Annotated in this window: 19 protein-coding genes; 14 read left to right on the top strand and 5 right to left on the bottom strand. The window is 73.9% G+C overall.

What is annotated here, in order from left to right; genetic code table 11:
• Nucleotides 1–51: 51 nt before the first annotated feature.
• From JOF36_RS11260 to JOF36_RS11205, 12 genes are all read left to right on the top strand, one after another.
• Nucleotides 52–1,374: an NAD(P)/FAD-dependent oxidoreductase gene (locus JOF36_RS11260; protein ID WP_210026643.1), complete on the top strand. Its 1,323-nt coding sequence runs from the start codon at nucleotides 52–54 to the stop codon at nucleotides 1,372–1,374.
• Between the two features lie 144 nt (nucleotides 1,375–1,518).
• Complete coding sequence (locus tag JOF36_RS11255) at nucleotides 1,519–2,283, top strand: IclR family transcriptional regulator (RefSeq protein ID WP_307862321.1); 765 nt, start codon at nucleotides 1,519–1,521, stop codon at nucleotides 2,281–2,283.
• A gap of 124 nt (nucleotides 2,284–2,407) precedes the next feature.
• Nucleotides 2,408–3,748 (top strand): MFS transporter, encoded by a 1,341-nt coding sequence (locus JOF36_RS11250; protein WP_210026642.1) that lies wholly within the window; start codon nucleotides 2,408–2,410, stop codon nucleotides 3,746–3,748.
• On the top strand, nucleotides 3,745–4,806 hold the full coding sequence (locus JOF36_RS11245; protein ID WP_210026640.1) for a Rieske 2Fe-2S domain-containing protein: 1,062 nt from the start codon (nucleotides 3,745–3,747) through the stop codon (nucleotides 4,804–4,806). Before JOF36_RS11250 ends, JOF36_RS11245 begins: the two co-directional genes overlap by 4 nt.
• Entirely contained in the window at nucleotides 4,803–5,027 is a 225-nt protein-coding gene (locus JOF36_RS11240) for a hypothetical protein (RefSeq protein ID WP_307862320.1), read from the top strand. Before JOF36_RS11245 ends, JOF36_RS11240 begins: the two co-directional genes overlap by 4 nt.
• A 13-nt stretch (nucleotides 5,028–5,040) precedes the next feature.
• Nucleotides 5,041–5,982, top strand: a complete 942-nt coding sequence (locus JOF36_RS11235) for a PDR/VanB family oxidoreductase (protein ID WP_210026639.1) — start codon at nucleotides 5,041–5,043, stop codon at nucleotides 5,980–5,982.
• 29 nt (nucleotides 5,983–6,011) lie between these two features.
• Nucleotides 6,012–6,614, top strand: a complete 603-nt coding sequence (locus tag JOF36_RS11230) for a phosphoribosylanthranilate isomerase (RefSeq protein ID WP_210026638.1) — start codon at nucleotides 6,012–6,014, stop codon at nucleotides 6,612–6,614.
• A gap of 422 nt (nucleotides 6,615–7,036) precedes the next feature.
• Nucleotides 7,037–7,771, top strand: a complete 735-nt coding sequence (locus JOF36_RS38840) for a VldE C-terminal domain-containing protein (protein ID WP_307862319.1) — start codon at nucleotides 7,037–7,039, stop codon at nucleotides 7,769–7,771.
• A 183-nt stretch (nucleotides 7,772–7,954) separates the two neighbouring features.
• Entirely contained in the window at nucleotides 7,955–8,236 is a 282-nt protein-coding gene (locus JOF36_RS11220; protein ID WP_210026637.1) for a metal-sensitive transcriptional regulator, read from the top strand.
• 43 nt (nucleotides 8,237–8,279) lie between these two features.
• Nucleotides 8,280–8,492 (top strand): heavy-metal-associated domain-containing protein, encoded by a 213-nt coding sequence (locus JOF36_RS11215; RefSeq protein ID WP_210026636.1) that lies wholly within the window; start codon nucleotides 8,280–8,282, stop codon nucleotides 8,490–8,492.
• 86 nt (nucleotides 8,493–8,578) lie between these two features.
• Nucleotides 8,579–9,514 carry a DUF8832 domain-containing protein gene (locus JOF36_RS11210; RefSeq protein ID WP_210026635.1) on the top strand — a complete coding sequence of 312 codons (936 nt, stop codon included), beginning with the start codon at nucleotides 8,579–8,581 and terminating at the stop codon, nucleotides 9,512–9,514.
• Nucleotides 9,514–11,796, top strand: a complete 2,283-nt coding sequence (locus JOF36_RS11205) for a heavy metal translocating P-type ATPase (RefSeq protein WP_210026634.1) — start codon at nucleotides 9,514–9,516, stop codon at nucleotides 11,794–11,796. The genes JOF36_RS11210 and JOF36_RS11205 overlap by 1 nt, the downstream gene beginning before the upstream one ends.
• 66 nt (nucleotides 11,797–11,862) lie before the next feature.
• Here the strand turns inward: JOF36_RS11205 and JOF36_RS11200 are convergent, their stop codons facing one another.
• Nucleotides 11,863–13,173 carry an MFS transporter gene (locus JOF36_RS11200; RefSeq protein ID WP_210026633.1) on the bottom strand — a complete coding sequence of 437 codons (1,311 nt, stop codon included), beginning with the start codon at nucleotides 13,171–13,173 and terminating at the stop codon, nucleotides 11,863–11,865.
• Between the two features lie 241 nt (nucleotides 13,174–13,414).
• Between JOF36_RS11200 and JOF36_RS11195 the strand changes: the two genes are divergently transcribed.
• Nucleotides 13,415–14,458 carry an LLM class flavin-dependent oxidoreductase gene (locus JOF36_RS11195; protein WP_210026632.1) on the top strand — a complete coding sequence of 348 codons (1,044 nt, stop codon included), beginning with the start codon at nucleotides 13,415–13,417 and terminating at the stop codon, nucleotides 14,456–14,458.
• A gap of 65 nt (nucleotides 14,459–14,523) precedes the next feature.
• Here the strand turns inward: JOF36_RS11195 and JOF36_RS11190 are convergent, their stop codons facing one another.
• Both JOF36_RS11190 and JOF36_RS11185 read right to left on the bottom strand, forming a co-directional pair.
• Nucleotides 14,524–15,456, bottom strand: a complete 933-nt coding sequence (locus JOF36_RS11190; protein WP_210026631.1) for a TIGR03621 family F420-dependent LLM class oxidoreductase — start codon at nucleotides 15,454–15,456, stop codon at nucleotides 14,524–14,526.
• Complete coding sequence (locus JOF36_RS11185) at nucleotides 15,453–16,205, bottom strand: SDR family oxidoreductase (RefSeq protein WP_210026630.1); 753 nt, start codon at nucleotides 16,203–16,205, stop codon at nucleotides 15,453–15,455. The genes JOF36_RS11190 and JOF36_RS11185 overlap by 4 nt, the downstream gene beginning before the upstream one ends.
• A 155-nt stretch (nucleotides 16,206–16,360) precedes the next feature.
• On the opposite strand from JOF36_RS11185, the gene JOF36_RS11180 reads away from it, so the two are divergent.
• Nucleotides 16,361–16,849 carry a nuclear transport factor 2 family protein gene (locus JOF36_RS11180; RefSeq protein WP_210026629.1) on the top strand — a complete coding sequence of 163 codons (489 nt, stop codon included), beginning with the start codon at nucleotides 16,361–16,363 and terminating at the stop codon, nucleotides 16,847–16,849.
• A 3-nt stretch (nucleotides 16,850–16,852) separates the two neighbouring features.
• Here the strand turns inward: JOF36_RS11180 and JOF36_RS11175 are convergent, their stop codons facing one another.
• Both JOF36_RS11175 and JOF36_RS11170 read right to left on the bottom strand, forming a co-directional pair.
• Entirely contained in the window at nucleotides 16,853–18,070 is a 1,218-nt protein-coding gene (locus JOF36_RS11175; protein WP_210026628.1) for a cytochrome P450, read from the bottom strand.
• On the bottom strand, nucleotides 18,067–19,314 hold the full coding sequence (locus JOF36_RS11170; protein ID WP_210026627.1) for a cytochrome P450: 1,248 nt from the start codon (nucleotides 19,312–19,314) through the stop codon (nucleotides 18,067–18,069). The genes JOF36_RS11175 and JOF36_RS11170 overlap by 4 nt, the downstream gene beginning before the upstream one ends.
• Nucleotides 19,315–19,361: the final 47 nt, after the last annotated feature.

Raw genomic sequence — 19,361 nt, 5'->3', positions numbered from 1 at the left:
GACGGCGAGCGTGCGGGTAGGCGCCCGTGGACGGATCGGAGGTCCCCCGACATGTCCACACAGACTCCTCGCGTCGTCGTACTCGGTGGCGGGTTCGCCGGGTTCCACGCCGCGCGCCGGCTCGCCCGCCTGCTGCGCGGCAAGGCGGAGATCGTCCTGGTGAACTCGACCGACTACTTCCTCTACGTACCGCTGCTGCCGCAGGTCGCCTCCGGCGTGCTCGACCCTCGCCGGATCACGGTGCCCCTGGCGTCCTCGCTGCGCGGGGTCACGGTGAAGCTCGGCCAGGTCCGGAAGGTCGGCCTGGAGGACCACACGGTGTGCTACACCGATCCCGAGGGCGGTGAGCACGAGCTCGGTTACGACCGCCTGGTCGTGGCCGTGGGCAGTGTGAACAAGCTGCTGCCGGTGCCGGGCGTCGCCGAGCACGCGCACGGCTTCCGCGGCATGCCCGAGGCGCTGTACCTGCGCGACCACATCCTGGGCCAGCTCGAGATGGCCGGCGACGTCGACGATCCGGTCGAACGAGCCGCACGCTGCACGTTCGTCGTGGTGGGCGCCGGCTACACCGGCACCGAGGTGGCCGCGCAGGGGGCGTTGCTGACCGAGGAGGTCGCCCGCGACCACCCCGAGCTGGAGGGGCAGCCGATCCGCTGGCTGTTGCTCGACGTGCAGTCGCGGGTCCTGCCCGAACTCGACGAGCGGCTGTCGCGGACCGCTGCCAAGGTGCTGCGCCGGCGCGGCGTGGAGATCCGCACCGGCACCTCGGTCGCCGAGGCCACCGCCGACGGGGTGCGGCTGAGCACCGGCGAGTCCCTGCCGACCCGCTCGCTGATCTGGTGCGTCGGCGTGCGGCCCGATCCGCTGGTGACCGATCTCGGGTTGCCCGTCGAACGCGGGCGGATCGTGGTGGACTCCGAGCTGCAGGTCCAGGGCCACGAGGACGTGTTCGCCTGCGGTGACGCCGCCGCGGTGCCCGATCCCGCGAATCCCGGCTCGTCCACGCCGATGACCGCCCAGCACGCCGTGCGGCACGGCAGGACGGTCGCAGGCAACGTCGCCGCCTCGCTCGGACACGGCACGCGGGCGCCGTACCGGCACCGGGACCTGGGGTTCGTGGTGGACCTCGGCGGACGGGACGCCGCCGCCAACCCGCTGCACATCCCGATCGGCGGGCCGCTCGCCCGGGCCGTGACCAGCGGGTACCACCTCATGGCGATGCCGGGCAACCGGATCCGCACCGGCGTCGAGTGGCTGCTCGACCGGGTGCTGCCCCGCCAACGGGTGCACCTCGGGCTGGTCCAGCCCGACGAGGTGCCGCTGGACACCGCCTCGCCCGAACTCGCGGCCGTGCACGAACGCCGCGGGACGTAGGCTCCACTCCGGACTCGACGAGGGAGTGCCCAGCATGCCGATCGCTACCGGACGGGGCGGCCATGTCGCCGTCGTCGCGATCGGCCGCCCGGGGGTACGCACCGTGCTCGGGCCCGGGGGACGGCCGCCCGAACACCGCGGCCGGTGACCCGGCGGGGGCACCCGGCGGGGCCGACCGGGTCCGTCGTCGCACGCGCGCTGAGCATGCTCGACGCCTATCACCCGGAGCGTCCGGCGCTGACGCTGAGCGAGCTGGCCCGGCACGCCGGCGTCCCGCTGTCCACCGCGCACCGACTGGTCGCCGACCTGACCCGCTGGGGCGCACTCGAACGCGAGGACGACACCGGGCGGTACCGGATCGGCCTGCGGATGTGGGAGCTGGGCGCGCTCGCCCCGCGCGGGCAGGCGCTCCGCGAGATCGCGCTGCCGTTCCTGGAGGACCTCTCGCAGGTGACCCGGGAGAACGTGCAGCTCGCCGTCCGCGAGGGTGCCGAGGTCGTGTTCGTCGAACGGCTCGCCGGGTCCCGGGCGGTGCCGGTGCTCACCCGGGTCGGCGGCCGGTTCGCGCTCACCGCGACCGGCGTGGGGCTGGTCCTGCTGGCGCACGCCCCGGCCGAGCTGCAGGAGGACGTGCTCGCCGCGCCGGTCGAGCGGCACACCCCGTTCACCGTCACCGACCCGCAGCGGCTGCGGCGGATGCTCGCCGACGTCCGCCGGCTCGGGTTCGCGGTCAGCGACCGACAGGTCACCGACGACGCGCTGTCCGTCGCCGCGCCGGTGCACGACGTCCGCGGCCGGGTCGTCGCCGCCGTCTCGCTCGTCGTCCGGCACGGCAGGGCAGGCCCGCGGGCACTCGCGCCGCTGGTCCGCACCAGTGCCCGCGGGATCAGCCGGGCACTCGCCGGCTGAGCGCTCCTTCCATTTCCCGGAAGTCCCCTTCGGCAGCGACGGGCCGGGCCGCATGCTCGGGACGTTCCCAGCCGCACCGGACGACGGAGTCCCCCACCATGCGCCACTTCCCGGGAGCGGGATCGTGAGTACCCCGATCCGCCGCCTCCTCGACGACGCCCCGATGTCCCGCTTCCAGTGGAGCGCGGTCACGGTATGCGTCCTGCTGAACGTCCTCGACGGCTTCGACGTGCTGGTCATGGCGTTCACCGGCCGGGCGGTATCCGCCGAGTGGGGCCTGTCCGGCGCCGAGCTCGGCCTGCTCCTCTCGGCCGGACTGATCGGCATGGCCGCCGGCTCGATCTTCATCGGACCCTGGGCCGACCGGATCGGCCGCCGGCCGGTCGTCCTCGGCTGCCTGGCACTGGCCGGCGTCGCGATGGTGCTGTCCGCGGCCAGCCAGTCCGCCGGGCAGCTCGGCGTCCTGCGGGTGATCACCGGGCTGGGCGTGGGCGGCATCCTCGCCACCAGCAACGTCATCGGCGCGGAGTACGCCTCGGCGCGCTGGCGCAGCCTCGCGGTGAGCCTGAACTCGACCGGCTACGCGCTGGGCGCCACCCTCGGCGGGCTGCTCGCCGTGCTGCTGATCGAACAGCTCGGCTGGCGGTCGGTGTTCCTCGTGGGCGGTCTCGCCACGCTGGCCACGGTCCCGCTCGTCTGGTGGCGGCTCCCCGAGTCGATCGACTACCTGCTGGTCCGGCGACCGCCCCGGGCACTCGAGCGGATCAACGCCCTGCTCACGCGGATGCGGCACGACCCGCTCGCCACGCTGCCGCAGGCGTCCGCGACGCCGTCCGGGATCGCCGCCGGCTACCGCGCGCTCCTGCGGCCGGCGCTGCGCCGCACCACGGTCCTGCTCTGGATCACGTTCTTCTGCGTCATGGCCGGCTTCTACTTCGTCACCAGCTGGACGCCGACGCTGCTGGTCGAGGCCGGGCTCTCGCCGGACGCGGGCATCGCGGGCGGCACCCTGCTCAACGTCGGCGGGATGTTCGGAGCGGCCGTGCTCGGCCTGCTCGCCGCCCGGTTCGCGCTCAAGCACGTGCTGGCCGCCTACCTGGTGACGACGGCGGTGCTGCTCGCCGTGTTCATCGCCTCGACCTCCTCGCTCGCCCTCGCGTTCGTCGTCGCGGCGGTCATCGGATTGTTCGTCAACGGCTGCGTGGCCGGGCTCTACGCCCTGACCCCGACGTCGTACGCACCGGAGGTCCGGACCACCGGGGTCGGGACTGCGCTGGCCGTCGGTCGCTCCGGGGCGATCCTCGCCCCCACCCTGGCCGGGGCGCTGCTCGACGGCGGCGCCACCCCGCAGAGCCTCTACCTCGTCTTCGCTGCGGTGTTCGTCGGCGCCGCCGCGCTGGTCCTGATGCTCCGCCCCTCCTCCGTTCCCACCACCACCGACACCCGCGAAGGAGCGTCGTCGTGAGTTCCCTCCCCCGCGACCAGTGGTACGTCGCCGCGTACACCGCCGAGATCGGCCGCGAGCTGTTCTCCCGCACGATCTGCGGTGAACCGATCCTGTTCTGGCGCACCGAGGCCGGCGAGGTCACCGCGCACGCCGACCGCTGCGTGCACCGCCGGTTCCCGCTCTCCCGGGCACCGAGCCGGCTCGTCGGCGACACCGTCGTCTGCGGCTACCACGGCTTCACCTACGGCGCGGACGGCAAGTGCGTCGCCGTCCCCGGACAGGCCCGGGTGCCCCGCACCGCACGGCTCGCGCCGTACCCGGTCGTCGAGCAGGACTCACTGGTCTGGGTGTGGATCGGGGACCCGGCCGGCGCCGACCCGGCCCGCATCCCGCGCGCGTCCTACCTCGACGACCCCGCCTGGACGACGGTGCGCGGCATGGAGCCGCTGGCCGCCCGGTTCTCGCTGCTCGTGGACAACCTGCTCGACCTGTCCCACGAGACCTACCTGCACGGCGGCTACATCGGCACCCCCGAGGTGGCGGACACCCCGATCTCCACCGAGGTCGACGACGACGCCGGCATCGTGTACGTCTCCCGGCACATGGACGACGCCGCGTGCCCGCCGTTCTACCAGCGCTCGACCGGGCTCTCCGGCCGGATCTCCCGGTGGCAGGACATCGAGTACACGCCGCCGTGCCTGTACAAGCTGCACTCCCGGATCGCCCCGGTCGGGTCGGTGCCGAACCCCGACGGCAGCGACCCGGACGCGTTCCACGTCGAGGTCGTCTACGCGATCACCCCGGAGACCGAGCACTCCACGCACGACTTCTGGATGGTCGCCCGTGACTTCGCCCTCGACGACGCGCACGTCTCGGCGTTCCTGGCCGAGCAGAACCGCACCGTCGTACTCCAGGACGTCGAGGCCCTCGACGTCCTGGAGACGGTGATCGCGACCGAGCCGCCCGGCTACCAGGAGCTCTCGGTCAACATCGACACCGGTGGGCTGGCGGCCCGGCGGATGCTGGCCCGGATGGCAACCGAGGCGCCGCACACCGCACCGGCGGCCACCCGGTGACCGGCATCCCGCAGGCCCCGCCGGTGCTGCGCGGCAGGCGGGTGCACCGGATCCACTGGGTGCTGGGCACCGACCTGCTGTGCGCGGTGTGCCACTGCGGCGCCGAGCAGCTCTTCGACGACCCGGTGGTGCTGTGGGAGTGGCTGCTGGGCCACCCCGACGGCCACCACCCGGGCGTCGCTCCCACCCGTCCGGCGCTCGAGCCGGCCGGGGCCCGGTGAAGGAGGACATGCGGTGAGCGAGCCCGCCCTCGACCTCGTGGTCGAGAAGAAGGAGACGATCGCCGACGGCGTCGCCCTGCTGACCCTGCGCCGCACCGACGGTGCCGACCTGCCGGACTGGGAGCCGGGCGCGCACGTCGATCTCGTCCTCACCGGCGACCTGACCCGACAGTACTCGCTGTGCGGCGACCCGGCCGAACGCGCGCTCTGGCGGATCGCGGTGCTCCGCGACCCCGGCGGCCGGGGCGGATCGGCGCACGTGCACGACGTGCTGGCCGAGGGCGACACGCTCGTCGTCCGCGGCCCGCGCAACCACTTCCCGCTGGTGCCGGCGCCGGGCTACGTGTTCGTCGCCGGCGGCATCGGGATCACCCCGCTCCTGCCGATGCTGGCCGCGGCCGACGCGGCGGGCGCGGACTGGCGGCTCGTGTACGGGGGCCGCAGCCGATCGTCGATGGCGTTCGGCGACCTGGCCGAGCACCATCCGGACCGGGCCGAGCTGCGCCCGCAGGACGAGACCGGGCTGCTCGATCTCGCCGGGATCCTCGATGCGGCCGGCGGGCGCGCGGTCTACTGCTGCGGGCCCGAGGCGCTGATCGAGGCCGTCGAGCAGGAGTGCGCGCGCCGGGACCGCACGGTGCACGTCGAGCGGTTCGCCCAGAAGCCGGCCGCGACCGACGGGCCGCAGGACGCCTTCGAGATCGAGCTCGCCGGATCCGGCGCGGTGGTCGCGGTCCCGGCCGGGCGGTCCGTGATCGACGCCCTCGACGACGCCGGGGTGACCGTGCTGTCGTCGTGCCGGGAGGGCACCTGCGGGACCTGCGAGACCGGGGTCCTCGACGGGGTCCCGGACCACCGCGACTCGCTGCTCACCCCGGAGGAGCAGGCGGCGAACGACACGATGATGGTCTGCGTGTCCCGCTCCCGGTCGCCGCGCCTGGTGCTCGACCTCTGAGCCTCCACCGTCCACGTAGGGTCGGCGGCGTGTTCGTGAAGGTGTGCGGCCTCGGGACGGCCGACGACGTCCGGGTGGCGGTCGAGTCCGGTGCCGACGCGGTCGGGTTCGTGATCTACCCGCCCAGCCCCCGCCATCTCGAGCCGGAGGCCGCTCGCGAGCTCGTCGCGCAGGTGCCCCCGTCGGTCCTGTCGGTCGTCGTCGTCGCCGAGCACACCGCGGCGGACGCCGCCCGGATCACCCGGGAGATCGGCGCGGACGTGCTGCAGCTGCACGGCCGCTACACCGCGGACGACTTCGCCGTCGCCGCGCGCGAGCCGATCCGGCTGTGGCGCGCGACGTCGCTCGCGCACGACCCGGACCTGCGGGTCGGGCGCTACGGCGAGGACGTCCTGCTGCTCGACTCGCCCCGGGCCGGATCCGGCGAGACCTGGGACGCCGAGGCACTCGACCACCGCCCGGACGGGAACTGGCTGCTCGCCGGCGGCCTCGACCCGGACAACGTCGGCACCGCGGTCCGCCGGGTGCGGCCGTGGGGCGTCGACGTGTCCAGCGGCGTCGAGTCGGCGCGCGGGGTGAAGGACCACGCCAGGATCGCCGCTTTCGTCGCCGCCGCGCGGTCCCTCCGGTGAGCGGCGGGCTCCCGGGCGTCCACACCCGGCCGGACACCGGGCCCGACGGCGAGTGAGGCCGGGCGGCCCAGCCGCGTTGATCCTTCCGGCCGATCCCGGTCGGGACGCCGCGCCGCTCACAGCGCGACGGCCTCCGGTGACCGCCGGCGGCGGTAGCGGGACTCAACCCGGGGCCCGCCCGCCCGTACCGTCGATCTCGGAACGGTAACGGACCTGATCCCCAGCAGGACCGTGTGCGCCCCGCTCCCCAGCACCCGGGCGCGACCGCTTCCGACGAGGAAGGACACCCTGTGCCGAGGCATACCCCCGGCGGCACGGCACGCGTCCGGCGCTCCCCGAGCCGGCCCCTGCCGTCCCGCACCGTCGTGACCCGTGACGTCCACCCGAGGCCGACCCGGAGCCGGCGTGCCGGTGCCATCGGAGTGCTGAGCTCCGCGCTCGCCGGCGGCGGGCTGGTCGCAGGTCCCGTCGCCGCAGGCGGCGCCGTGCCGGACGTCGACCAGCTCGCGCTGCAGTCGTTCGCGCTGGCCGAGGCCGGCCCGGCCGCGCCGGGCGCCGCACCCGCTCCGTCGGCCGGCGCCGTCCAGGCGCTCGGCGAGCCACCGCCGCCGGTGGACGTCGACGAGATCGTCGGCGCCGCGAACGGCGCGGTCGACGCCGCGGTGACGGCCCGCGAGCAGCAGCGCCGCGCCGCCGAGGCGGCAGCCGCGGCCGCCGCCGCGCAGGCCGCCGAGCCGGACGACGACTCCGATGAGGACGTCGAGGAGCCGGCCGACGGCGGCGGAGGCGACGGTGCCGGTTCCGGTGCCGGGCCGAGCAGCTGCGCGGCGGGCACCGAGGGCATGGAGGGTGTCGCGGCGAACGTCGCCGACGCCGGCGAGACGCTCCGGTGCATGTTCGCCGTGGACAGCGTGCTCGGCATCGGGAGCCGCGGCGGCACGTCCGACCACCCGAGCGGCAAGGCGCTCGACTTCATGGTCGACCCGGCCACCGGCGACGAGCTCGCCGAGTACGCGCTGGCCAACGCCGACGAGCTCGGCATCACCTACGTGATCTGGCAGCAGCGCATCAACACCGGCGACGGCTGGGAGATGCAGGAGGACCGTGGCGGCGCCACCGCCAACCACATGGACCACGTGCACATCTCGTTCAACTGAGGGCGGCCCCGCCGGCTCTGAAGCTGAACCGGCAGGACCTGGAGCGATCGGCGTGCCCGGGCCCGTCGATCGGCCTGGCCCTCCCCTACCCGGCGCGCGCCGGATCACACACGTCGGCGCGCGCCCGTTGTTGATACGTATACCCCCTAGGGGTACTCTCGGTGGTGACCGAGGAGGTGGGCGATGCACGGATACGCCGACAACAAGGACGCGCACGTCAAGCGGATGCGCCGGATCGAGGGCCAGGTCCGCGGGATCAGCAAGATGATCGAGTCGGACAAGTACTGCATCGACATCCTGACCCAGGTATCGGCGGTCAACAAGGCACTCGAGGCCGTCGCGCTCGGTCTGCTCGACGAGCACCTCAAGCACTGCGTCGCCGACGCCGCCGCCGAGGGCGGGGCGGTCGCCGAGGAGAAGATCGAGGAGGCCAGCGCCGCCATCGCGCGCCTGGTCCGGTCCTGACCGTCCCCGCACCGCGGGCGTCACGAGGAGGTATACGCACCCCATGAGCACCGCCACCTACACCGTCACCGGCATGACCTGCGAACACTGCGTCGCCTCGGTCACCGAGGAGGTCGGCGAGATCGCCGGCGTCACCGGTGTCGCCGTGGACCTGCCGACCGGCGCCGTCACCGTCACCAGCGACGGCGACGTCTCGCCCGACGCCGTCCGCGCGGCCGTCTCCGAAGCCGGTTACGAGGTCACTTCCGGGGTCTAGTGCCCCACCCATCCGTTCACCCGGCACAGGTCACGGCGCGCGATCGCCGTCCACCCGTGCCGGGTCCGAGGAGAAGGCCTCCCATCATGAACACAGCCGCACGACTGTCCGCGTACGGCGCGGCGGTCGTCCTGCTCGGGGCCGTCGCGTTCGTCGCCGGCTCCACCCTGGACACACCTGTCGACCACCTGCGCCCGGCGACCGGGCCCCCTGCCCCACCGCCGCCCGCGCCGGCCACGCACGCCGGTCCCGCCGGGCTGGCGAGCACCGAGAACGGGTACACGCTGGTGCCCGCCTCGACGACGCTGCCCGCGGGGACCGCGACCGAGCTCGCATTCCGCGTCACCGGCCCCGACGGTGCCCCCGTCACCGGCTTCGACGTCGCCCACGACAAGCGGATGCACCTGATCCTGGTCCGCCGCGACACCGCGGACTTCCAGCACCTGCACCCGACGATGTCCGGCGACGGGACCTGGCGCACCCCGGTGACGCTCGCCGGGGCGGGTACCTACCGGGCGTTCGCCGACTTCGCCCCCACCGGTGGTGCACCCACCACCCTGGGCGTCGACCTGTCCGTACCGGGGCAGTTCACCCCCGTGGCACCCGCACCGAACCGGACCGCCACTGCGCCGGGCGGCTACGCCGTCACGCTCGAGGGCGACCTCGTCCCGGGGCGCTCGGGAGACGTGACCCTCACCGTCACCCGCGACGGCGCACCCGTCACCGACCTGCAGCCCTACCTCGGCGCCTACGGCCATCTGGTCGCGCTGCGCACCGGGGACCTCGGCTACCTGCACGTCCATCCGGACGGGGCGCCCGGTGACGGGAGCACCACCGCGGGCCCGCGCATCACGTTCCGGACCGAGGTCCCGTCCGCCGGCACCTACCGGCTGTTCCTGGACTTCCGGCACGACGGCGAGGTCCGCACCGTACAGTTCACCGTCCCCACGGGCGGCCCGGCCTCCGCGCCCGCGCCTGCGCCCGCCGGAGCCGGCCACGAGCACGCCGAAGGGGGCCACTGATGGCCACGACGATCCCGCAGCCCGGTAGCGCGGCCGGCACGATCCAGGAGATCGAGCTCGCCGTCGGCGGAATGACGTGCGCCTCCTGTGCGAACCGGGTCGAGCGCAAGCTCAACAAGCTGGACGGCGTCACCGCCACGGTCAACTACGCCACCGAGAAGGCGAAGGTCTCCGCGCCCGACGGGGTCGAGACCGGCACGCTCGTCGCCACCATCGAGGCCGCCGGCTACACCGCGACGCCGCCGGCCTCGCCGGACGCCGCCGAGGACCGGGACGACGACGGTGACGCCGCCGCGCTGCTGCTGCGCGACCGGCTCGTCATCGCCGCCGTCCTGGCGGTGCCGGTGATCGCGTTGTCGATGGTGCCCGCCTGGCAGTTCGTGAACTGGCAGTGGGCGGCGTTCGTGCTGACGGTGCCGATCTGGTCCTGGTCCGGGGCGCCGTTCCACCGGGCGGCCTGGACCAACCTCCGCCACGGCGCCGCCACGATGGACACCCTCGTGTCCCTGGGGACCACGGCCGCGCTGGCCTGGTCGACCTACGCCCTGTTCCTCGGCACCGCCGGCATCCCCGGCATGACCCACCCGTTCGAGCTGTCGGTCTCGCCCAGCGACGGTGCGGGCAACATCTACCTCGAGGTCGTCGCCGGGGTCATCACGTTCGTGCTGGCCGGGCGCTGGTTCGAGCTGCGGTCCAAGCGGCGCGCCGGTGCCGCGCTGCGTGCGCTGCTGGAGATGGGCGCGAAGGACGTCACGGTGCTCGACGCGAGCGGCACCGAGCGCCGGATCCCGGTCCGTGATCTCGCGGTCGGCGACCGCTTCGTGGTCCGGCCCGGGGAGAAGATCGCGACCGACGGCGAGGTGGTCGAGGGACGCTCCGCCGTGGACACCTCGATGCTGACCGGCGAGTCCGTCCCGGTCGAGGTGACCACCGGCGACACCGTCGTCGGCGCGTGCGTCAACGCCGGCGGGCGCCTGGTCGTGCGTGCCACCCGGGTCGGTTCCGACACCCAGCTCGCCCAGATGGCGAAGCTCGTCGAGGACGCCCAGAACGGCAAGGCCGCCGTCCAGCGGCTCGCCGACCGCATCTCCGCGGTGTTCGTGCCGGTGGTCATCACGATCGCCGTCGTGACGCTCGGGTTCTGGCTGGGCGCCGGCGCCGGTGCCACCGCGGCGTTCACCGCCGCCGTCGCCGTCCTGATCATCGCCTGCCCGTGTGCGCTCGGCCTCGCCACACCGACGGCCCTGCTGGTCGGCACCGGGCGCGGCGCGCAGCTGGGCATCCTCATCAAGGGCCCCGAGATCCTCGAGTCGACCCGCACGGTCGACACGGTCGTCCTCGACAAGACGGGCACCGTCACCACCGGCCGGATGGCGCTGCGCGCCGTGCACACCGACGACGGCGTCGACGCCGATGAGGCGCTGCGGCTGGCCGGCGCACTCGAGAAGGCCTCCGAGCACCCCATCGCGACCGCCGTCACGGCCGCGGCCACCGAACGCGTCCCGGACCTGCCCGGGGTCGAGGACTTCGCCAACCACGAGGGTCTCGGCGTCTCCGGCACCGTCGACGGCCACACCGTCCTGGTCGGGCGGCCCCGGCTGCTCGAGCAGTGGTCGGTCCCGCTGACCGGCGAGCTCGCCGACACCGCCGCCCGGGAGGCGGCCCGCGGTGGCACGACCATCGCGGTCGCCTGGGACGGCAGGGCCCGCGCCGTACTCGTCGTCGCCGATACGGTCAAGGACACCTCCGCCGCGGCGGTCGCCGAGTTCCGCCGCCTCGGGCTCACCCCGATCCTGCTCACCGGTGACAACCGCGCCGTGGCCGAGGCGGTCGCCGCCGAGGTCGGCATCGACGTCGGGCCGGAGACGGTCATCGCCGACGTCCTGCCCGCCGACAAGTTCGCCGTGATCGAACGGCTGCAGGGCCACGGCCGAACCGTCGCGATGGTCGGCGACGGCGTCAACGACGCCGCCGCCCTCGCCCGGGCCGACCTCGGCCTGGCCATGGGCACCGGCACCGACGTCGCCATCGAGGCCTCCGACATCACGCTGGTCCGCGGCGACCTCCGCGCCGCCGCCGACGCGGTCCGGCTCTCCCGCCGGACCCTGCGCACGATCAGGACCAACCTGTTCTGGGCCTTCGCCTACAACACCGCCGCCATCCCGCTCGCCGCGCTCGGCCTGCTCAACCCCATGATCGCGGGGGCAGCCATGGCGTTCAGCTCGGTGTGCGTGGTCGCCAACAGCCTGCGGCTGCGCCGGTTCCGGGCACGCGCGGTCTGACCGGCCGACCGCCTCGCGCCATCAGTGGCGCGGGGCGGTCAGGTGGCGCGGGTCAGGTGGCGCGGGTCAGGTGGCGCGCAGCGGCCGGCGTGCCGTCTCGGTCAGCCCGAGGATCGCCGGCAGCGACACGAGTGCGAGCAACATGACGTAGAACGCCCCGACCATCGTGCTGCCGGTGACCTCGCCCAGCCAGGTCAGGATGTAGGGCGCCGACCCGCCGAACAGGGCCACGGACAGGTTGTAGGTGATGCCGTGCCCGCTCACCCGCACCCGGGTCGGGAACATCTCGACCACCGTCGGGTTGATCACCGAGGCGCAGGCGCCCGCCGACGCTCCGAAGATCACCAGGCCGATCACGATCAGGCCGAACGAGCCCGAGGTGATCAGTGCGAAGGCCGGGTAGGACAGCACGAGCAACGCGATGGTGCTGCCCGCGAGGAGCGGCCGGCGACCGAGGCGGTCGGAGGCACGGGCGGCGGCGATCTGCGCCACGACGCACGCGGTCAGCGCGATGACCGACGGCGCGAACGCCTGCCATCCGGTCAGACCGAGGCTCTTGGTGGCGAAGCTCGGCAGGTACCCGACGATCATGTAGAACGACGACGCGTTGACGGCGATGATCAGGAACGCCCGCACGAGCAGCCGGCGCTGCTCGCGACCGCTGAGCACCGCGGCCACCGGGTTCTCCGAGCGTCCCCGCTCGGCGCGCAGGGCCTGGAAGTGCGGGGTCTCGTCGAGCTTGCTCCGCACGTAGAGGCCGATGATCCCCATCGGCAGCGCCAGGAGCAGCGGGATCCGCCATCCCCATGACTGCATCTGCTCCGGGGTCAGGGACAGCAGCAGTGCCGCGGGGAGCACGCTGCCGAGCAGGGTGCCGAACACGGCCCCGACCGGGATCAGGCCGACCAGGAAGCCCCGGCGCTCGTCGGGCGAGTGCTCGGCGACGAACGACACCGCGCCGGAGATCTCACCGCCTGCGGAGAAGCCCTGCAGGAACCGCAACGTGATCAGCAGGATCGGTGCCAGCACGCCGATCGTCGCGTAGCCCGGCAACACGCCCATCAACGCGGTCGCCACCGACATCATCAGGACGGTCAGCGCGAGCGTGCGCTTGCGGCCGATCCGGTCGCCGATCGCACCCCAGACGAAGCCACCCAGCGGCCGGGCGAAGAACGCCACCGCGAAGATCGCGAGCGTGGACAGCAGCGCGGTGGACGGGGCCGCGGTCGGGAAGAACACCACCGCCAGCGTCGTGGCCAGCGCCGCGTACACCGAGAACTCGTAGAACTCGACGAACGAGCCGACGACACCACCGAGAACGGTCCGGCGCACGGCGCGGTCGGTGTCACCCCTGACGGGGCTGTCGACATGGGTCATTGCGCACTCCTGGGTCCGGACGGCGGTGTCGTGACAGGTGCCACGCAAGAGACGTTATAAACATGACTACTAGCAGTCAACCGTCTGGACCGGCTCTCGCCGACGGCAGCGGTCCGGACGCTCGAACAGGAGCTCCGGCCGGCCAGGACGATCGATCCACGACCTCGTTCAGCCGAGGCGATGCCGCCGCTAGGCAGTACACTCCGCGGGTGGCCTTCACCGTCGACGGAACCGCAGCACCGTGACCGCCCGGCACGAGGTCGGCGTCGCGCTCTACACCGGCCAGGGCGGCGACCTGCGCGACGCACCCGCGCTCGCGGCCGCCGCCGAGGAGGCGGGTTTCGACTCCTTCTGGGTCAGCGAGCACCACGGCATCCCCGACGGCTACCTCCCCTCACCACTGGTCCTGCTGGCGGCGCTCGCCGGCGCGACCAGCCGGATCCGGCTGGGCACCGGGCTGCTGATCGCGCCGCTGCACCATCCGCTGCGGATCGCCGAGGACGCGGCCGTCGTCGACCGGCTGAGCGGCGGGCGCCTGATCCTCGGTCTCGGCCTCGGCTACGCCGAGCACGAGTACCGGGCCTTCGGCGTGGACGGTGCCGGCCGCGGGGACCGGCTCGAGGCCCTGGTGCCGATGCTGCGCCGGGCCTGGACGGGCGAGCCGTTCTCGGCACCGGAGCTGGGGCTGCACGACGTGCGGGTCACGCCCCCGCCCGCCGGCCGGATCCCCGTCTGGCTGGGCGGTTACGCGGCGCGCGCCGTGGCCCGGGCGGGCCGGGTCGCGGACGGCCACCTCGTCGGCCGCGGGGAGCCGGGCGTGATCGACGACGCCTCGGCCCACCTCGGGCCGGTGCGCGATCCCGCGGAGCCCGGCTTCGCCCGCGCGGTGATCGTGACGGTCGCGCTCGACGCACCCGGCGGTGGAGCCGAGTCGGCCCGGACGGGGTTCGCCGCACAGCAGCGCATGTACGAGTCCATCCAGACCGGCCGGGAGGTCTACGCCGGACTCACCGGCACCGGCACCGGCACCGGCTCCACCGCCGACGGCGGCCTGCTCCAGGGCTCGATCGACGAGTACTTCCAGGTCAGCGGCTCTGCCGAGCAGGTCGTGCGCGGCATCGACGCGGTGTTCGACCGGCTGTCGGACTGGGCGGAGGTGCACGTGGTCCTGCGCGTGCTGTTCCCCGAGCCGGACCCCGCGGTGCAGCTCGCCCGCATCCGCACGCTCGGCCGCGGCGTCCTCCCGCGGCTCGCGCACCGGACGGCACCCCTCACCCCCCGGTGACCGCACTCAGCCGCCGGTGAGCCCGCTCAGTCTCCGGCGAGCCCGCTCAGTCCCGGTGACCGCGCTCAACCACCGGTGACCAGCGGCGCCACCGCGTCGAGGTCCGCCTCGTAGCAGCTGACGTAGCCGAATCCCCACCGCTCGCGCAGCTCGCACACCCGCTCGCGCAGCGCGGAGCGCGGGCCGATCAGACAGTGCGGCGACGCCAGCAGCTCGGCCGGCTCCAGGTCGAGCCCGGCGGCGGCGATCCGCTTCGCCGCCTCGTCCTCGGGCCGCTCGGTGACCGCCGCCCAGTACAGCATCAGGTGCAGCACCGGCCGCCGGTCACCGGCGGTGCGGCGGACCAGCGCGACCTTCTCGTCGGTCGCCCCGGCCGACGCGGACCGGGTGGCCCGGCCGCCGACGTGCCCCTCCCGGACGTCGAAGTTGATCCCGACGACGTCCGCGGTCGCCGCGGCGAGGCCCAGCACCCGCGGTCCGCCGCCACCGACGAGCAGCGCCGGTGCCCGCGGCACGGCGGGCACGTCCCGGAAGCCCACGACACCGACCGAGGCGTTCTCCAGGTCCACCGGCCCGCCCGCGGAGTCCCGCAACGCCCGCAGCAGCGCGAGCGTGTCGGCGAGCCGGTCGATCCGGCGTCCGGCGGGTTCCCGGACGATGCCGGAGACGGCGTAGTCCTCGGTCATCCACCCGGCACCCAGCCCGAGCTCGAGCCGCCCGCCGCAGAGCACCTGCAGCGACGCGACCTCCTTCGCGAGCACGGCCGGGTGGCGGAAGTCGTTGTTGAGCACCAGCGTGCCGAGCCGGAGCCGGTCGGTGTGCTGGGCAGCGGCGGCCAGCGCGAGCAGCGGGCTGGCCGGTGACCGGTCGAAGTGGTCGGAGACCTGCAGCGTCGTCGCCCCGGCCTCCTCGACCCGGTGTATCCGCTCGCGCCACTGGGCCGCATCGGTGAGCGGCTCCATCATCAGCACGCCGAGATCGAGCCGATCCGCCGTCACAGCAGCGCCTGGTAGGCCCCGCCGTCGACCGGCACGGCCACCCCGGTCACGTAGCCCGCGTGCGCAGAGCAGAGGAACGCGACCAGCGCGCCCAGCTCCTCCGGCACGCCGAGACGCCCGGCCGGGATCGTCGCGAGGGTCTCGGTGAGCAGCTCCCCGTCGCCGTACACCGACTGCACGCGGTCGGTCGCGTGCAGGCCGGGCTGCACCGAGTTGACCGTGATCCCATCGGCGGCGATCTCGCGGGCCAGGGTGCGCAGGAAGCCGGTGGCCCCCGCCCGCGCCGTGTTCGACAGCGCGAGGTTCGGGTAGGGCTGGCGCACCCCGAGCGAGGTGATCGCGACGATCCGCCCCCAGCCACCCGCGCGCATCCGCGGCACCGCGGCCAGGCACATCCGCACCACCGACAGCAGGCTGCGGTCGAGCGCCGCCTGGTAGGCCTCGGCCGGGGTCTCCAGCACCGTGCCCGGTGGTGGGCCGGGCCCGTTGACGAGCAGAATGTCCAGCCCGCCCAGCGCCGCGGCCGCCTCCTCCACGAACCGCCCTGCCGCCTCCGGGTCGGTCAGGTCCGCGACCAGCCAGCGGGCTCCCCCGCCGAGCCGCTCGGCGGCCGCGGCCGCGCGGTCCTCCGACACGTCGCAGATCACCACGGACGCGCCCTCCGCCACGAGTGCCTCCGCGCAGGCATAGCCCAGCCCGCCCCCGGCGGCCGCCACGGCGGCCCGCCTGCCCCGGATCCCCAGGTCCATTCCCCACGTCCTTCCTCGATGCTGTGACGGTCCGGAGCCCTCCGGCACCCGGACCCGACGCTAGCCTTGTGACGACGTTCTGCTCCAGACCGTCGGTGCGCCTGCCGTCCGCGCACCGCCCCCGCACCCGCACCCGCACCCGGAAAGGGTCCTCCGTGAGTCCCGTCCCGTCCCAGCACGACGCCGTCCGGACCGCAGACCGGGCAGTGATCGCCGACCTGTTCGCGGAGTACTGCGAACGCATCGACGAGTACGACATCGACGCCGTCGCCGCCCTGTTCACCGCCGACTGCGTCACCGACTACGGGCCCGGCCGCGGTGGCCGGGTCACCGGCCGCGACGCGGTCCGGGACCGGATCGCGGCCGGACAGGCCGCCTTCCGCCGCACCCATCACCAGCTCGGGCAGAGCCGGATCGCGTTCGACCCGGACGTGGCGGACCGGGCGAGCGCGACCACCTACGTCACGGCCGTGCACGAGGAGTGGGACGGCCGGGTGTGGCGGGCCCACCTGCGCTACCTCGACGTGCTGCACCGTGCCCACGGCCGGTGGGCCCTCGCCGAACGCCGCGTCGAGGCGGCGCTCGTCGAGAACCGGCCGGAGATCGACTGGGTGTGGGTCACCCGCCGCGCTCCCGGCGGGTGAGTCTCACCCGTCGAGCAGCACCGGGTAGGTCCCCCAGTACGGGCGCTGCGTGTTGCGGTCCCGCTCCGGCGGGTTGTCCGGGTCCCGGCGCACACCTGCGGTCAGCACGCTCTGGACCGAGCCGGTGAGCAGGCCGAACAGGTGCCCCGCGGGGTCGGCCCCCTCCCGCGGGATGACGCCCGCGGCGAGGTCCTGCCCGATGCACACGTGGATGCCCGCGCCGAAGCTCAGGCCGAACGGCGCGATCCCGGCGGGCAGCTCGCGCCGCGGGTTGAACTGCGCGGCGTCCGCACCGAACACCTCCGGATCCCGGTTGACCTGCTGCAGGTCCAGCACGACCATCTGACCCTCCGCCACCCGGACACCGGACCGCAGCTCGATCGGGGCGAGCGCGCGCCGGCGACCGGTCGGGCTGGACGGGTTGAGCCGCAGCGTCTCGTGGATGCACCGCTGCACGAACAGCGGGTCCTCGCGCACGGCCGCCGCGTCCTCGGGGTGCTCGGCGAGCCAGCCCAGGATGTGGTCGATCGAGCGGGTGAACGCCGTCGCCGTGGTATGGGCACCGGCCAGCAGGAAGAACGCGATCTCGCGGCGCAGCACCTCGTGGGTGAGGCCGAGCTCGTCCCAGTTCTCCAGCAGCGTGTAGAGGACGTCGCGGGGCGGCTCGATCTCCTCCCCGGCGGCGACGCGGGCGATCAGGTCCTTCCGGCGGGCGATCGAGGGCTGCAGGAACTCGTCGTCCCACTCCTGCAGACCCACCCGGATCCGCGCGCGCAGCTCGTCCTTGTCCCCGGTCGCGTGCGCGAGGGTGGCCCCCTCGATGAACAGCATCGTGTACGCGTAGAGCCGGTGCGTCTCCTCGGCCGTGCCCTGCGGCCGGTCGATCCCCGCGGTCAGCGCCGCCAGGTTGAGCAGCAGCTCGTGACCCAGCTGCACCAGGTCGACCCGGCCCTGCTCCCGGTAGGGCGCGAGGGTGCGGGCGATGACCTCGGGGAAGAGCTCGCGCTCGTACCGCTCGAAGACGTCGCGGCGGAACATCCGGTTCTCCACCCGCCGCCGGGCGCGGTGGTCCTGGCCGTGCAGGTTGACCAGGACGTCGGCCATGACGACCTCGCCCTCGTCGTAGAGGGACTGGCGGAGGTCCTTCTGCCGGTAGACCTCCTTGGCCTCCTCGTAGTGGGTGACGACGACCGGCTCGGTGAGCGGTTCGGTGGTGGTCATACCGGTACCTCCTCGTGGGCGACGCGCGCGGCGGGATCGAAGACGACGGGATAGCGCTCGAAGTTCGGCCGGCTCGACGACCGGTCCTCGGTCGGCGGCTCGTCCGGGTCGGGACGGACGCCGGCCTCCAGCAGGGCGGCCACCATCAGCGTCACGGTGCCGTAGACGTTCTCCTCGCCGTCGGCGGAGGATCCGGCGACCACACCGCCGTCGAGCTCCATCCCGATGCAGGCGTGCATCCCGCCGCCGAACGAGTGCCCCCAGGGCGCCACCCCGTCGGGCAGGACGCGGTCGGGGTCGAACGCCGCGGCGTCCGGCCCGAACACGGCCGGGTCGGTGTTGGCGGCCCGCAGGTCCAGCTCGACCAGCGAACCGGAAGGCAGCGCACGTCCGTTGCGCAACGTCACGTCGGCCATCACGCGGCGCCACGCCACCGGCGACGCCGGGTTCAGGCGCAGCGTCTCCAGCACGCACCGCTGCACGAACCGGCGGTCGGTCAGCCGAGCCGCGAAGGCCGGGTCGGCCCACTCGCTGAAGATCCGGTGCATGGAATGGGTGAACAGGTTGGCGGTGCTGTGCGAGCCCGCCTGCAGGTAGAACGCGACCTCGCGGCGCACCTCGGCATCGGTCATCCCGAGCTCGTCGCGGTTGCGCAGCACCGCGGTCAGCACGTCGCGGGGCAGGTCCTGCTCGTCGACCGTGCCGTCCGCGAGCCCGGCCAGCATGTCCTCCCGGCGCCTGCGTGCCGGGGCCAGGAACTCCTCGTCGAACTCGGCCATCGCCCGCTCCACGTCCCGGCGCAGCTCCTCGGGATCGCGGGTCGAGTGGACCGCCGTGGCGCCGGCGCTGAACACGTGCGCGAGGCGCTCGAGCCGGTCGGCGGCGGCCTCGTCGGCGGGTGGGTCGATCCCGGCGACCAGGGCCGTCAGGTACATGATCGTGCGCCGGCCCAGGTGGACCAGGTCCGTGCGGCCGCGCTCCAGTGCGGCCGCGTAGCTGCTCTCGATGGTGCCGGGCACGAGGTGGAGCTCCCACCACCGGAAGGTGCCGCGGCGGAAGAGCCGGTTCTCCGCACGCCGGCGGCGCTTGTGCTCCTCGCCGTGCAGGGTGATGAGCGAGCCGGCCATCACGTCGCCGCCCGCGTCGTACAGCGCCTGTTTCAGGTCCCGCTGGCGCAGCGCCTCGCGGACGTCGTCGTACCGGTCGAGGACGACCGGCTCGGCGGGTGCCGTCGCACGATCCATGCTCCGCTCCTTTGCGTCAGCCGTAGTGGTAAGAAATATACCGACTA

This window comes from Pseudonocardia parietis (genome assembly GCF_017876315.1).
In the GTDB taxonomy this organism is placed as follows: Bacteria; Actinomycetota; Actinomycetes; order Mycobacteriales; family Pseudonocardiaceae; genus Pseudonocardia; species Pseudonocardia parietis.
The sequence above is the reverse complement of the archived record's forward strand: the minus strand, read 5'-3'. Positions and strand labels throughout refer to the sequence as shown.